The following is a 15,214-nucleotide window of genomic DNA, read 5'->3' as shown; positions in this document are numbered from 1 at the left end:
TATAATTTTTATACATAAACTTTATCATCAATAATTTGTTTTAACAATTTGATAAAATCTTCGAGTTTTATAGTTACTGATTCTTCACTACTATATTTTCTATAAGTAATTAAGTTTTCTTTTTCTTCTTTTTCTCCTAAAACTAATTGGAATGGTATTTTTCTAATTTGAGCATCTCTTACACGATAACTTAATCTTTCATCTCTTTTATCAATTTCAGCTCTTATTCCGTGTTTTTTTAATTCTTTTCTTATTTTTTCTGAATATTCATTATTTCCGTTATTTTGAACAGGAATAATTTCAACTTGTCTTGGAGTACATCATAATGGTAAAACTCCCTTAGTTTGTTCTAATAAAACAGAAATAAATCTTTCATAAGTTCCTACTAATCCTCTATGAATCATAATTGGTCTTAATAATTCCCTATTTGGTCCAACATAAGCTAATTCAAATTTTTGAGGCAATAAGAAATCTAATTGAATTGTTGAAACTGTTATTTCATGTCCTAAAGCAGTTTTTGCTTGAATGTCTAATTTAGGTCCATAAAAAGCAGCTTCACCTATCATTTTTTTATAATCTAATTTTAATTCTTTTAACACTTGTTCAAGTTGTTCTTCGGCTTCGTTTCACATTTTATCATCATTAAAATACTTATGTTTATCATTAGGGTCTCTTAACGAAAGTGAAAGATAATCAATTTTTATATCGAATGTTGATAAAACTTCTTGAATAAGATTAAAACAACGAATAAACTCTTCTTTAACTTGATCTGGTCTTACAAAAATATGTGAGTCAGTTAATTCCATTGCTCTAACTCTTTCAAGACCTGTTAAACTTCCTGATGATTCATATCTATGTTGCAAAGCATGTTCTGCAAATCTCAATGGTAATTCACGATAACTTCTTTGTTTATAATTATAAACACTAATGTGATGTGGACATGACATTGGTTTTAAAACCATTTCTTCTTTTGGTAGTTGCATTGGTGAAAACATATCTTCACGATAATGGTCTCAATGACCACTTCTTTTATATAAATCTGAAGTTCCAATAACTGGAGTTTCAATTTGTATAAAGTCATATTCAAATTCTTTTTGCATTAAATATTTTTTAATTTCTTGTTTCAAGATTGTTCCATTAGGTAATCATATTGGTAATCCTTGACCAATAATTGGATCTAAATGATATATTTCTAAATTCTTTGCTATAAATTTATGATCATTATTTCTTTGATCTTCATATCTGGTTTTTAAAACTTCAAAATCTTCTTTACTTTGTGCTGCTAAACCATGTAATTTATAAATCATTGGTTTTGAAGAATCTCCTAAGAAATATGCTCCTGTTAATTGAGTTAACTCAATTTTAAAAAGACTTCCTGTATTTTTTAAAAGTGCATGTCTTGCAAAAAATAAATCATCTTTATAATTTCCTATTTCATATTTGATATATCTAGATTCACATTCTTTTTTAACATAATCTTGATATTCTTTTTTAATATTAATTTTTCTAATTAACTCTGGGAATTCTTCTTCGCTATATTTTCCAAAAACAAAATCTGTTTTTTCAGCAATCATTTTATTTGCCTTCTCTTCAACTGATTTTAGTTCTTCAAATTTCATTCCCTTTGGATAATCGAAATAAACAGAAAACTCATCATTTGAAAGATCATCACTTTGCGGAACAATTTCTGCATCTGGATATATTTGTTTTAAAGCAAAAACTGTTATTATTCTTGCGGTATAGTTTATAACAGACTTATACAAGTCATGTCTATCAGTAATTAATTCTAATTTACAATCTTTATCTATAAGCGCGGTATTTGTTAAAACATCTTTATCATTTATAATAGCCCCGACACATTTCTTTTTTAAACTAATAGCAATATCTCCTGCTATGTCTAACACAGATTTTGGTTGCTCATAATTTTTTACTTGTCCATCTAATAATATGATTTTCATATATTGTCCTTCTATTTCTTTAATTTAACAAAATAATTATATATTAAAATGTAATAAAAAAAACATTCCTAAAAGAATGTTTTTTTATTCTTGATATTTAATTAACTTTTTAGTTAATTCTTTAATTTTTTCTTTATATTTATTTTTTTTAGTTTCATCTAAGATTTCCACCAATAATTTTAAATTTATAACTTGTATTGCAAAACTAAACTTCCTAGATTTTTGATAAACTCCTTTTAAGTAGTTCAATTTTAAACCGAATATAGTTTCCTTGCTAATATTTGTATCAGTATATTTTATTTTAGTTTTGTTTTTTACGCCTTTGAATAAAATAGATCTTATATATGCATTATTTTTACCAAAGTACTTAATTGTGAATTCTTCATCAATTTCGTAAGTATCTACTCTAAAAGTTTGATTGCTACTTTTTTTTGAAGTTATTCCAAAACACCCTTCTTCAATTTCGTTTATATCTATATTCGGATTTAAATCTTTTAAAGCTAATTTTACAAATGCTTTAAACACTTCATCCACAGGAGCCTTAATAACTGCTTTTTTGATTATCATTTGAATTCTTTTTGTCTCATCCATCATAGAAGAATAAACTTTTTTTTCAAATTCTTGTTCTAATTTTTCAAATTCATCTTTTAATTTATAATAATCTTCACCACTCTTAATTAGAACTTTATCTTTTAAATCAAATTTTTTCATAACTCTCCATTAAGATTTGGCTGTAGCCATTGCTCCAAAAACAATTAACAATATTCCTATAAGAATTCCTAAAATCTGTACACCAAACATTATTAAATGTAAACGTGGAATAGGCCTTCTTTTTGATTTACTATAAAATGATAAACCTACTCAAACAAATCCAGGACCAACAATAAATATTATTGCTAGAATTATAAAAACTCATTGTAATGGAGTTGCTGGTGGTACTGCATCAAAAATTTTTAAAAACTGCATAATCTTATTCCTAACTATTTATATTTTACTATATAGTTTATTATTTTTTAAAAACAATAACTATAGAATTTATTTAAAAAATAAATCTCATTCATCTAAAATAATTTTTAATTCTTTTTTTAAAGTATCTATATCAAAAAAAACTTCGTTGCCTTTATTTTCAATAACTTTTTTATATCATGCATAACTAAGTTTTGGCTTTCTTTCTCTAATTGTAGAATTAAAATCAACACTAACTAAACCATAATCTTTTCTATACCCACCACTTGGTGAATATATATCACAGTATGTTCATAAAGAGTAGCCAATAAAATTTATACCTAATTTTTTTGCTTCTAAAACTTTTTGTAAATGAATAGATAAATAATTAATTCTGTCATTATCTATAATCATTTCTTCGCTTTTATTGTCAAAATCTCCCATACCATTTTCTAAAATCATAAGTGGGGTACTTGCGCCATAAATTTTACATAATTCTTGAGAACCAGTAATAATTCTATCTGGATTTATTAGTCAGTTTCATTTTGTATATTTTTGTTTTTTTGGAAATACATAATAAATATCAAGTTCTTCATCATACTGAGGTGGAATATGTCAATCTTCATCTTTATATTTTTTAACACTATGAGCAATAAATACAGGTCGATAATAATTTCATCCAATTAAATCAAGTTTATTTTTTTTAAGATATTCTAAATCTAAGTTGTCAATTACAAAGTTTAAGTTATTTTTTTTAATATATTCAAAAAACACTTTAGGATAAACTCCTTTTATACTTGGTGATAAATATAATTCTAAATTTCACTCATTATATCTTTCACATGCTTTTGTATCTTCAATATCCTCAGAAAAAGCAATTGGTGGTGACCAATCGTGATCAACACCAATAATTGCTTCTTTAGATATATATCCTTCTTTTTTTGCTAATTCAAATTCTTCTTTTGTAACAGCTGCTATCATATTTAAATTATGAATAGCGTTTACAAAATTTCATTTACCTACTTTTTGGGGAGGTAAATAATCACTTAAATAAGCATCTCTTGAAAAAGTTGAATTTTCATCAGAAACAAATCAAACATCTGTATATTTACCCAGATGTTTGAAACATGTTCGAGCATAATTTCTAAATCAGTTTTGAATTTCTTTATTTTGAAATCCACCACGTATCTCTGCTCATAGAGGTGTGTCTCAATGAAATAAGACAGGGATTGGTTTAATATTTTTTTTGTTAAATTCTTCAAAGAAATCAATATAAAATTTTATTCCTTCAGGGTTAACATAGTTTTCATCTTTTGGATAAATTCTTGTTCAATCCATGTTGTATACAAATGCATTCAAACCAAGTTTATGCATTATTCTAGCATCAGTCTTATATTTATGATAAAAATCTGCTGCAACTTCAATACTATTAATTTCTCTTGAAGCCTTTCCGATGGGTGGTATAACAAAATTTCTTTTTGTAAACTCATCCCAAATTGATTGACTTCTACCACCTAGCGATCTTGCACCTTCTATTTGAAATGCACAAGTAGATACGCTAAATAGAAAATCTTTCATTTTTTACCTCTATCTAGAATTTAAATTAAGCTTTTATTTTACTTTCTTTAAATTTCATATTAATATCTTTTAATTGTTGTTTTAATTCTGCTTTTTTAGCTTTAAGTTTTTCATTATTTTGACGTTTTAATTCCATATATTTTTGTTTTTCATTTAATTGTTTTGATTTAATATCTGGCATTTTTGTTACAAATTCGTCTTTGATAGATTTAATTTGATCTTTTAAAGCTAATTTTTCATTTTTAATATCTGTTACTTCATGAGATAAAACTTTTTCATTTAATAAGAATTTAGCTTCATTAATTCTTCTTGGTTTTTCTCAAGCTTCTTGTAACATATTATTTCTTACTTCACCAGTTTGTTTTACAATTTCTGCTTTGTAATCATAAAATGCCACTTTTGCATCAGCAATAGCTAAGTTTTTTGCTTTTCTGCTTTCTAATTTAGCAGGATTTGTTAATTTTTGTTCTCAGAATCTATTTTGTGCTTCTGCATTACTAAATGCTGATTCACCATAACTTACGATTCTTTCAACTTTATCTTCTAATTTAATAGTTGCTCTAAGGTATGGGTCATTAAAGAATCTCATTTGTCTATTGTATTCTTCAATATTTTCTTTTCTTAATTTTTTGAAGTGTAAAATATTGTCTAATAATATGAATGGTGTATAAATTCCAAATGATGCTCCAAAACATACTAATGCTACAACAAACGCTTGTCCTGCTGTATGAATATATGTTAATGGTGATGCAATTAAGAATGGTGTTGTTCATGGAACTTGAAGTTCTGCATAACCAATCATATTCAACACACCTGGAGATGCTAATCATGCTAAGAAGATATTTACCATTGGTGCTATAATAAATGGTGCTAAATATCTACCATTTAAAACAATTGGGAAACCAAATACAATTGGTTCGTTAATTTGGAATACACCACAAGGTGCAGAGTATAATGATATTTTCCTATTATCTTGTCTTCGCGAGAACACAAACGTTCCTATAATTAGAGCTAATGACGCTCCTGAACCACCAATATTCATAAAACAATCGAATATCGGAGTGGAAAATACTCCCAATTCTCCAGATTTAGCCGCTACTGTATAACCTAAATCTGAAATTAATGTTAAGTTAACAATTAAAATCATTTGCCATATTGGCGAAAATGCACCATTAACTACATTTGATCCGTGAACTCCAAAGAATCATAAGAATGAAATAAAGAATGCATATGCTAATGCTAATCCTAATCCTCCAGCTGATCCTTTAGCAAATGATAATAAGAATGTTACAAAGAATTGATATACTGCAGCAGCAAGTCCGAATTGGTCATGATTAATACTTGCTGCTCTATATTTTGCAAAAAATACATAAGCTCCATTATATTCAATAAATTGTGAAGCGGCTGATGATGTAAATGAGTATATGTCATTTTTACCAGCTAATGTTAATATAAATGTTGTGAAAATATTTTGGTCACTTTCACCTAATGTTCCATATAGATTTTTTAAACTTTCAAAAGCTTGAGTTATATCTGAATTTGTAATATCTTTAAATTCTTTACCATTTAAAGAATTTTTAAAGTTTTGTGCTATATCATATATTTTGTTAAACATATCTTGACTAATATCTTTCAAAGCTGCTGGAGTAGACTCAGCGTTTACAAATTTATTATAAGCAGCTTCGGCATTATCTCCCAACCCTAAAATACTTGTTAACATTCTAGCAAATTCTGCTGGGGTACTTGCTGCATACTGTGATGCAGAGTTAACTCTAAATGTATCTTGTCAAAAAAATGCAGGAATAAATACCACTAAATTCATTGATGCCATAATTAACATTGTGAACAAGAATGGTAAGAAAACTGCAAATGATTTACTTACACTTGGTGGTACACCGTCTGGTAGTTTTATATATAATGCTTTTACGTTAGACAATTTAATAAAAATTTCTGTTGAAATTGCTCCAAAAATAATTGCTGAGATTAATCCAGCTGCACCTTGGAAGAAACTAACGTTCCCCATTGTTGTAGCCATAAATCCAATTGTTGAAGCAAATCCTCCTAAAATTGGTAATTTGAAGTTTCTGCTCATAGATAAGAAATATCCAAAAGTAAATGAAAATCAAATTGATGTGAATCCTATTGTGATTCCGTTTAATTGGTTAAATGTATATGTACCAATTAATCATATTTTTGAAAACACCGCATCATTTTGAATGAAGTCAGTGATTGCTTGATTCGAAAGTTCAGGATGTATCATTTTAGCAAATAATCCTAAAACAGAAACATAACCAGAACCCCCTCCGGCAAATCCTATAGAACCAATAATAAGTCCCAGTGATCCAGCGATGGTCAATGGAAGCAATGTACCAAAAGCATCACGCATTGCTGCTAAATGTTTTTGTGATCCTAATTTATTCATTGCAGGAACAAATTTTTTTCCGAATCAAACTTTTAATTTTGATGCTTCGGCATTTTTTCCTGTACTCATATTTATCCTCCTAATTTAATCTAGTAGTAACAAAAGATTAATAATAAAAAGTTTTTGCTAATTAATAAATAAAAAACATACACTTTACACAAATACTACTTTAACTTTTTAAAAACTTATTCCAGCTTTTTTCGCCATGTCCTTAGCCATTTGAATTGCTTCTGCACCTTTTGCAACAGCGTAAATTGGCGCTGGGATAATTGCTACAGGTTTAGTTGTAACTCCTTCAAACTCTTTTAAACCATAACCGACTTGAGGACCTAACATAACTACATCTCATTTGTCTATTTGTTGCTTACCTTCGGTTATGCTCATAGCTTCTATTTTACATTCTAAACCTTCACGACGTGCTGCGGATTGCATTTTAGAAACTAACATGCTAGTTGACATTCCTGCAGAACAACATAGTAATATTTTTAACATATTTTTAATTCCTTTCACAATAATTATAGAATATTTTTCCAAAATAACAAGAGTTTTATAAAAAAAGTTTTATTTTTTATAAAAATTTAAAAAAAAGTTTTATTTTTATTATAAGGGATTTTCTAATAAATGCTTATTTATAAAAATACTTTAGTAAATAAAAAAAAATTTGACATATGTCAAATTTTTTAAACTATTACTAATTCTTTAATATTTTCATTTCTTACAAATAAGATTTTTTCACCTATTTTAGCTCCTCAACTTTTTGCAATATTAATAATTGCTTTTTCGTCATTTAAGAACTTATCAAAGTCATCAACTCTATTCATAAAGATTGAATGTCAAACTCCAAATGCAGTTCATAATTTAGGTTCTGCACTAACGCCAAGAATTGTAACATTTGGTCTAAATTTAGAAATTGTTTTTAATAATTCACCAGTTCTAGAAGCAACAACTGCAAATTCATACTTTCCATCCATAGTATTTTTAGCTAATTGGTTTGCAATATCTGCTCTTTGTCCGCTAGTTGATTTTCTAGCATTTTCTAATTGTTTTTCGTAATATAGTTTTGTATAAAATTCAATTTCTGCACGTTTATTAATTGTCGCCATTGTTTCAGTTGTAATAAATGGATAGTCTCCATTTGCTGATTCTCCACTTAACATTGTTGCATCTGCTCCAAGTTCTGTTGCATAATAAACATCAGTTACTTCCGCTCTAGTTGGTTGAGGGTTGTCTGTCATTGATTCTAACATTTGAGTTGCAACAACTACTAATTTTCCTTTTTCGCGACATTTTCTAATAATTCTTTTTTCTTGGAATGGCACTTCATAGTAAGGAATTTCTAATCCTAAATCCCCTCTAGCAATCATAATCCCATCACTAGCATCAATTATTGAATCAATATTATCAATTCCAATTTGTGATTCAATTTTTGAAATAATTTGTACGTGTTCTGCGTTTTCTTCTTTTAAAATTTTTCTAATTTCTGCAACATTATCTGCTGAGTTTACAAAAGAAGCTGCAATATAATCAACGCCTTGTCGAATTCCAAATTTGATATCATTATAATCTTTTTCTGCTAAAAACGGTAAAGTAAAGTCTACTCCTGGTAAGTTTACTCTTTTATTAGTTTTTACAATGTGTCTATTAAATGCTTTACACATAACAATTTTTTTGTCTTTATCAACACTAGTTACGTGAGTTGTTAATTTTCCATCATCAATCAAAACAACGTCTCCAACTTTAACATCTTGACTCATATCATAAGACATTTGTAATTCTGTCGGTCCACATTCTCTTAACGCAAAGCTTTCAGGATCTGTATAAACAGTTAAATCTGTTCCTGCTTTAATTTCTTGTTTTCCGTCTTTCATTTTTCCAACACGAATTTCTGGTCCTTTTGTATCTAATAAAATTGAGATTGGCTTGTTAATTTCTTCTCTTAACTCTTTCAACCAATTTATTCTTTCTCCATGTTCTTGAAAGTCAGCATGTGAGAAGTTTAAACGAATTGTTGTCATACCATTTTCATATAACTCATTAATAGCACCTTTTGAGTGAACTGAAGGTCCTAGAGTTGTAATGATTTTTGTTCTTTTTACTTTATCTTTTAAGTTATAAGTTTTCATTTTATTCTCCTTTTGTTTTACATTAAAAATTATAACATTTAACAACCATTTCTACATAAAAAATGGGATTTCTCCCATTTTTTTAAACAATATGTTTAATTATATCTTCTGATTTAACAATTAAGATCTCTTCACCTTTTTTTGCTCCTCATAAACGAGCAATTTCGGCTGCTAATTCAGGTTTGTTAATTACATCATCAACTTTATCAACTTTATTCATAAAGATTGAATGTCAACATCCAAATGCATTTCAAAGTTTTTCATCTTCAATAACTCCAAGAATTGTAACATTAGGTCTAAATTTAGAAATAGTTTTTAATAATTCTCCAGATCTTGATAATACAACTGCATATTCATATTTACCATTTCTAGTAATATTCGCAAGTTCATCAGCAATTTCTGCTCTTTTTCCACTTGTAGAGTTACGAGCCATTTCTAACGCTCTATCATAATAGATTTTTCCATAAAAGTTCAATTCAGCACGTTTATTAATTGTTGCCATTGTATGAGTTGTAATATAAGGATAAATTCCTGCAGCAGATTCTCCACTTAACATTGTTGCATCTGCTCCAAGTTCTGTTGCATAATAAACATCAGTTACTTCCGCTCTAGTTGGTTGAGGATTGTCTGTCATTGATTCTAACATTTGAGTTGCAACAATACAGATTTTTCCTTTTTCACGACATTTTCTAATAATTTCTTTTTCTCAGTGAGGTACTTCATAGTAAGGAATTTCTAATCCTAAATCCCCTCTTGCAACCATTATTCCATCACTTTCATCAACAATTTCATCAATATTAAAAATTCCGATTTTTGATTCAATTTTTGAAATAATTTGAATATGTTCTTTTTTCTCTTCTTTTAAAATTTGTCTAATATCTTTAACATTTTGCGCAGTATTTACAAAAGAAGCTGCGATATAATCAATTTGATTTTTTGCTCCAAAACGAATATCTGAAACATCTTTATCACTTAAGAATGGTAATGAAAAGTCAACACCTGGTAAGTTAATACGTTTGTTTGTTTTAACAATATGATGATTAAATGCTTTACAACTAACAATTCCTGGTTCAACATTTACAACATGCATTGTTAATTTTCCATCATCAACTAAAATTGTGTCTCCACTTTTTAAATCAACACTCATATCATATGATACAGTCATTTCGTTTGTATCGCATTCTCTGTTCTTATATTCTTCTTCTAAAGTATAAATTCTAATATCACTTCCAGCTTTTATTTCTTGTTTACCATCCTTCATTTTTCCAACACGAATTTCTGGTCCTTTTGTATCAAGTAAAATAGAAATTGGTTTTTGTTCTTCTTTTCGTAAATCTAAAACCATTTTTATTTTTGCTTCATGTTCTTCTTGAGATCCATGTGAGAAGTTTAATCTAACAACATTCATTCCATTTTCAAATAATTTTCTAATTGCATCTTTAGTATTTGTACTTGGTCCAATTGTTGTAACGATTTTAGTTCTTTTAATTTTCTTTTCTAATTGATTAGGTTCATAAAACTCTATTTGTTTTTGCATAATAATTTTCTCCTCTTTTGCAAATATTAATTAAATTGACAAGTTAATTTTTTTAGTTTTTTCATACTCTTCAGTTTTATCTGGTTTTGGCATATTTAAAGTTGAGTTAATATCTCTAGCCACAAGTTTATTTTCACTCATTCCTATGTAAAGTCCACCTTTACCTTCTACTAGTTTTTCAACAGCAAATATTCCTGCATTAATAGCCAAGTATCTATCCATTGCAGTTGGACTTCCGCCTCTTTGAATATGTCCTAAAACTGTTGCTCTTGTTACATATCCAGAAGCCTTTTCGATTTTTTTTGCTAAAGCATGCGAATCATATAATTGTTCTGCAACAGCAACTATTACACTTCTTCTACCTGCTTTTGCCAGCATAGTTACTTGTTCGCAAATTTGATCTTCTGTTAAAAAACTTTCCTTAGTTGAAAATACTTCAGCTCCCGTTGCTATTGAACCATATAAAGTTAAATCACCACAACCATTTCCCATAATTTCGACCACACAACATCTACTGTGTGATTGCATTGTATCTCTGATTTGGTCAATTGATCTTACAACTGTGTTTAATGCTGTATCAAATCCAATAGTATAATCCGATGAAACAATATCATTATCAATAGTGCCTGGTAAACCAATACAATTTATTCCTAGATTTGTTAGTTTTTCAGCTCCCTGATAACTACCATCTCCACCTATAACAACTAATGCTTCAATACCCATTTCTTTTAAGTTTTCAACTGCAACTTTTCTAACAGATTCTTCTTTAAATTCAGGAAATCTAGCAGATCCAATTACTGTACCACCTCTTGCGATAATATCAGAAGCAAAAGATAGATCAACTTTTTCAATTCATTTATTGATTAGTCCTTTGTATCCTTCTCTTACAACATATGGTTCAATTCCTTTAGAAATTGCTGATTTTACAACTGCACTAATTGCAGCATTCATTCCTGGAGCATCTCCTCCAGAAGTTAAAACTCCAATTTTTTTAATCATATTTATGCCTCCATACTAAATATTATATAACTATTCTTTGTATAGATTTAGATAAATACAACTTTTTTAGTAAAAAAGGGTTAATTTAAAAGGTTTTATAAACTATTAAAATAAAAAAAAAAAAAAAACTAAAAAGTTTTTATCATTTTCAATCATCTAATTTATCTGTATCACAAACTGCTACATATGGTAAATTTCTAAATCTTTCATCATAATCAAGACCATAACCAATTACAAATTTATTTGGAATTGAAAAGCCACATCAATCAAGTTCAACATCAACTTTTCTTCCTTCTGGTTTATCAACTAAGGCTATAACTTTAACTTCTTTAGGATTTTTTGATTCTAAATATTCTTTTACATATTGTATTGTTAGCCCAGTATCAATAATATCTTCAACCAGTAATACTGTTTTTCCTTCAATATCGATTCCTAAATCTAGTAAGATATTTACTTTTCCACTAGACTGAGTTGCTCCAAAATATGATGAGACTTTCATATACTCTGTTTGGCATTGATAATCAATTTTTGACATAAGTTTAGCCATAAAAGGAACACATCCTTTTAATAGTCCAACTAATATTAAAGTGTTTTCTTTTACTTCTTGAGATTTATAATATTTTGTAACTTCATCTCCAAGTTCTTTAACACGCTTTTCGATTTGTTCTTCTGTTAATAAAATCTCTTTTACAAGTGGGTGTTGCATTAATTTTCCTCCATATTTTTATTCTATACTAATTATTATTATTCAAAAAAGTTTCTAAAATAAGTTGAGCTGCTAATTGATCTTTTGAACTTTTTTGTTTTTTTCGACTCAAATTAGCTTCAATCATAATTGATTTTGCCATTCTTGAAGTTAGTCTTTCATCTATTTTTACTAAATTATTATCATTTATGTTTATAAATAATTTTAAGTTTTCAATAAATTCTTCAACCATTTCAATACGATACCCAGATGAACCATTCATATTAAAGGGATAACCTATTATTAATTTTTCAAAACCGTCTGCTTCTAAAAAATCTTTTAATTTTTGTGCGCCAGATTTAAAATCATTTTCTTCAAATCTAATTGTTGAATGTGAATTTGCAATAAATCCTTCACTAATTGCTATACCAATTGTTTTTGAACCAATATCTAAACCAACATATTTAGCCATTTTGTTTTTCCTCAACTTTTTTTATTTTACTTTTCCTAGGTTTTATTTCAGAATCATCTTTATTTTTTATTTTTTGATCTTTTTTATAAAGATATTTTGCTAAACAATCTTTAACTAAATAATAACTACAACATGCTAAGAAGTTTGCCATTAAAACGTCTGTGATAAAATGTGCTAATATTAACACTCTAGAAATATCTGTTAAAAAAGTAAGAAGTGAAAAAATAATCATTAAAATATATTTAATATTTTTTTTCTTAGTTTCTTTGTCAAAGAAAAATAAAAAACCAAACATACTTGTAGAAGATAAAGCATGACCAGAAGGAAAACTTTGTCCACTTCTATTTTTTGTACTAATTTCAAATGGATACTTAAATTCATTTAAAGGATCTTTAGTAGCAAATATTTCTCTTGGTCTTGGTCTTGCAACAGCTATTTTTAAAAAATATACAACCGCCATACTTATTGAAATATAAATTAAACACAGTAATGCTTGAAATGCAATTTTTTCAATGTCAGGTTTTGTTTTTACAATTTTATTTGTATGTGAAAATAATAAAGTTAAAGTAATTGTTATTATTGCTAACACAATTATTAAAGAGCTTATTGTTAATTGCATTATATATTGAGTTCTATTAGCATTATCATTTCAATCTTCTATAGTTTTATAAAAACTAAAAAAACATAATGCTATTATAAAAACTACAACATAAACTACTTGAATAATAATATAAAAAACTTTATTTAAAGCTCCTTTTGCTCTTTTAAAAAGTAACAATGTAAGAATTGCAAATGAAAAATAAACTGGAAAACATATTATAGAATGTCCATATATATTAAAAAAATACATTATAAAACTTGCAAAACCATCATTTTTAACATTACTATCTAAAACACTTTTTGATATTTTGAAATCAAAAAAAGCAAAAGCAGTAAATATAGTGAAAAAAAATGCAAATGATAAAACTCAAAAAATAGCATTATTCTTTTTTGTTTTAAAAAGCATTTTTTTCACCTCAAAAAAATTATACATAAAAAAAACTCTATAAATAGAGTTTAATTAGATTGTTATTTTTTTAAGTTGTAGAAAGATTTATATCCATCATAAATTGCTGCATCTCCAAGTTCTGCTTCAATTTCTAATAATCTGTTGTATTTTGCAATTCTATCAGATCTTGACATTGATCCTGTTTTGATTTGTCCAGTATTTAAAGCAACAGCTAAATCTGCAATTGTTGCATCTTCTGTTTCTCCTGAACGGTGTGAAGTAACTGCAGTTCATCCAGCTTTTTGAGCCATTTGAATTGTTTCGATAGTTTCAGTTAATGAACCAATTTGGTTGAATTTAATTAAAACTGAGTTTGCTGCATGTTTTTCGATACCTTCAGATGTAATTTTTGGGTTTGTAACAAATAAGTCATCTCCAACAATTTGAATTCTATCTCCCATTACACTAACTTGTTCTTGGAATCCTTCTCAATCCGATTCTGCTAATCCATCTTCTATTGAAATAATTGGGTATTTGTCAACCAATTTATCTAAAAATCCAATCATTTCTTTAGTTGTCATAGCTCATTCTTGACCTGTTAATTTTTCAATTTTTTTGAAGTGGTATTTTTTATCTTCAAAATATAATTCTGAGTTTGCACAGTCCATTGCAATCATAATTCCTTCATGACCTGTTTTATAACCAGCTTTTTGAATAGCTTCTACCAATAAGTCTAAAGCAACTTCTACTGGAGTTTTAGCTTTGAATGCTTCAATTGTTTCTTGTTCATAAGCTCATTTAAAGTGAGGTGCAAATCCCCCTTCGTCTCCAACTGCAGTAATATCTCCTTTTTCATGTAATAAAGATTTTAATGCTTGAAATGTTTCTGATGCTCATCTTAAAGCTTCTTTAAATGAAGGTGCTCCTACAGGCATAATCATAAATTCTTGGAAGTCGATTGCACTATCTGCATGTTCTCCCCCATTAATAACGTTTAACATTGGAACTGGTAATCTTCTTGCGTTTGTTCCTCCAATGTATCTGTATAAAGGAATGTCTAATTCATCTGCTGCTGCTTTTGCAACTGCTAATGAAACTCCTAAAATTGCATTTGCTCCTAAGTTTTTTTTGAAGTCATCACCATCTAATTTACACATTGCTGCATCGATAGCTACTTGATCAAATACTTCCATACCTATTACTAAATCTGCTAATTTATCATTAACATTGGCAACGGCTTTTAAAACCCCTTTACCATTGTAACGTTTTTTATCTCCGTCTCTTAATTCTAAAGCTTCTCTTGAACCAGTTGATGCTCCTGAAGGAACTTTTGCTGATCCACGTCCACCAAATTCTGTTTCAACATTTACTTGAACTGTTGGAAATCCACGTGAGTCTAATACTTCACGTGCTACTACACTAACTATTTTTGACATATATTTTTCTCTCCTTACCTCTTTATAATAACTCTAAATGCCCACTAATATTAAGTTTTTTGTTGATTTTA

At 27.9% G+C, this 15,214-nt stretch carries 13 protein-coding genes; all 13 read right to left on the bottom strand.

Features of this window, described 5'->3' with window-relative positions:
- Positions 1–8: 8 nt before the first annotated feature.
- Positions 9–1,958, bottom strand: coding sequence for a threonine--tRNA ligase (gene thrS, locus STABA_RS01570; RefSeq protein WP_156005839.1), 1,950 nt, complete (start codon positions 1,956–1,958; stop codon positions 9–11).
- Between the two features lie 84 nt (positions 1,959–2,042).
- Entirely contained in the window at positions 2,043–2,669 is a 627-nt protein-coding gene (locus STABA_RS01565; protein ID WP_156005837.1) for a hypothetical protein, read from the bottom strand.
- Positions 2,670–2,678: 9 nt separating this feature from the next.
- On the bottom strand, positions 2,679–2,924 hold the full coding sequence (locus STABA_RS01560; protein WP_156005835.1) for a hypothetical protein: 246 nt from the start codon (positions 2,922–2,924) through the stop codon (positions 2,679–2,681).
- 69 nt (positions 2,925–2,993) lie between these two features.
- Positions 2,994–4,481 (bottom strand): glycoside hydrolase family 1 protein, encoded by a 1,488-nt coding sequence (locus STABA_RS01555; RefSeq protein WP_156005833.1) that lies wholly within the window; start codon positions 4,479–4,481, stop codon positions 2,994–2,996.
- Positions 4,482–4,506: 25 nt separating this feature from the next.
- A complete protein-coding gene (locus STABA_RS01550) occupies positions 4,507–6,972 on the bottom strand; it encodes a PTS transporter subunit EIIC (protein ID WP_156005832.1) in 2,466 nt (821 codons plus the stop codon).
- Between the two features lie 108 nt (positions 6,973–7,080).
- The gene (locus STABA_RS01545; RefSeq protein ID WP_156005831.1) at positions 7,081–7,395 is read right to left on the bottom strand and encodes a PTS sugar transporter subunit IIB; all 315 of its coding nucleotides are present in this window, start codon (positions 7,393–7,395) and stop codon (positions 7,081–7,083) included.
- A 188-nt stretch (positions 7,396–7,583) separates the two neighbouring features.
- Complete coding sequence (pyk, locus tag STABA_RS01540) at positions 7,584–9,026, bottom strand: pyruvate kinase (RefSeq protein ID WP_156005829.1); 1,443 nt, start codon at positions 9,024–9,026, stop codon at positions 7,584–7,586.
- An 82-nt stretch (positions 9,027–9,108) separates the two neighbouring features.
- Entirely contained in the window at positions 9,109–10,563 is a 1,455-nt protein-coding gene (gene pyk / locus STABA_RS01535) for a pyruvate kinase (RefSeq protein ID WP_156005827.1), read from the bottom strand.
- A 30-nt stretch (positions 10,564–10,593) separates the two neighbouring features.
- Entirely contained in the window at positions 10,594–11,562 is a 969-nt protein-coding gene (gene pfkA, locus STABA_RS01530) for a 6-phosphofructokinase (protein WP_156005825.1), read from the bottom strand.
- 139 nt (positions 11,563–11,701) lie between these two features.
- Positions 11,702–12,268: a hypoxanthine phosphoribosyltransferase gene (gene hpt / locus STABA_RS01525; RefSeq protein WP_156005823.1), complete on the bottom strand. Its 567-nt coding sequence runs from the start codon at positions 12,266–12,268 to the stop codon at positions 11,702–11,704.
- A 28-nt stretch (positions 12,269–12,296) separates the two neighbouring features.
- Positions 12,297–12,719, bottom strand: coding sequence for a Holliday junction resolvase RuvX (gene ruvX / locus STABA_RS01520; protein WP_156005821.1), 423 nt, complete (start codon positions 12,717–12,719; stop codon positions 12,297–12,299).
- Positions 12,712–13,725, bottom strand: a complete 1,014-nt coding sequence (locus tag STABA_RS01515; protein ID WP_170264673.1) for a phosphatase PAP2 family protein — start codon at positions 13,723–13,725, stop codon at positions 12,712–12,714. The genes ruvX and STABA_RS01515 overlap by 8 nt, the downstream gene beginning before the upstream one ends.
- A gap of 62 nt (positions 13,726–13,787) precedes the next feature.
- Positions 13,788–15,143, bottom strand: a complete 1,356-nt coding sequence (gene eno, locus STABA_RS01510) for a phosphopyruvate hydratase (RefSeq protein ID WP_156005817.1) — start codon at positions 15,141–15,143, stop codon at positions 13,788–13,790.
- Between the last annotated feature and the right edge of the window lie 71 nt (positions 15,144–15,214).

Origin of the sequence: Spiroplasma tabanidicola (assembly GCF_009730595.1) — a bacterium.
Lineage (GTDB): Bacteria > Bacillota_I > Bacilli_A > Mycoplasmatales > Mycoplasmataceae > Spiroplasma_A > Spiroplasma_A tabanidicola.
Note: the sequence above shows the minus strand (reverse complement) of the source record. Positions and strands in the feature narration are given on the sequence as shown.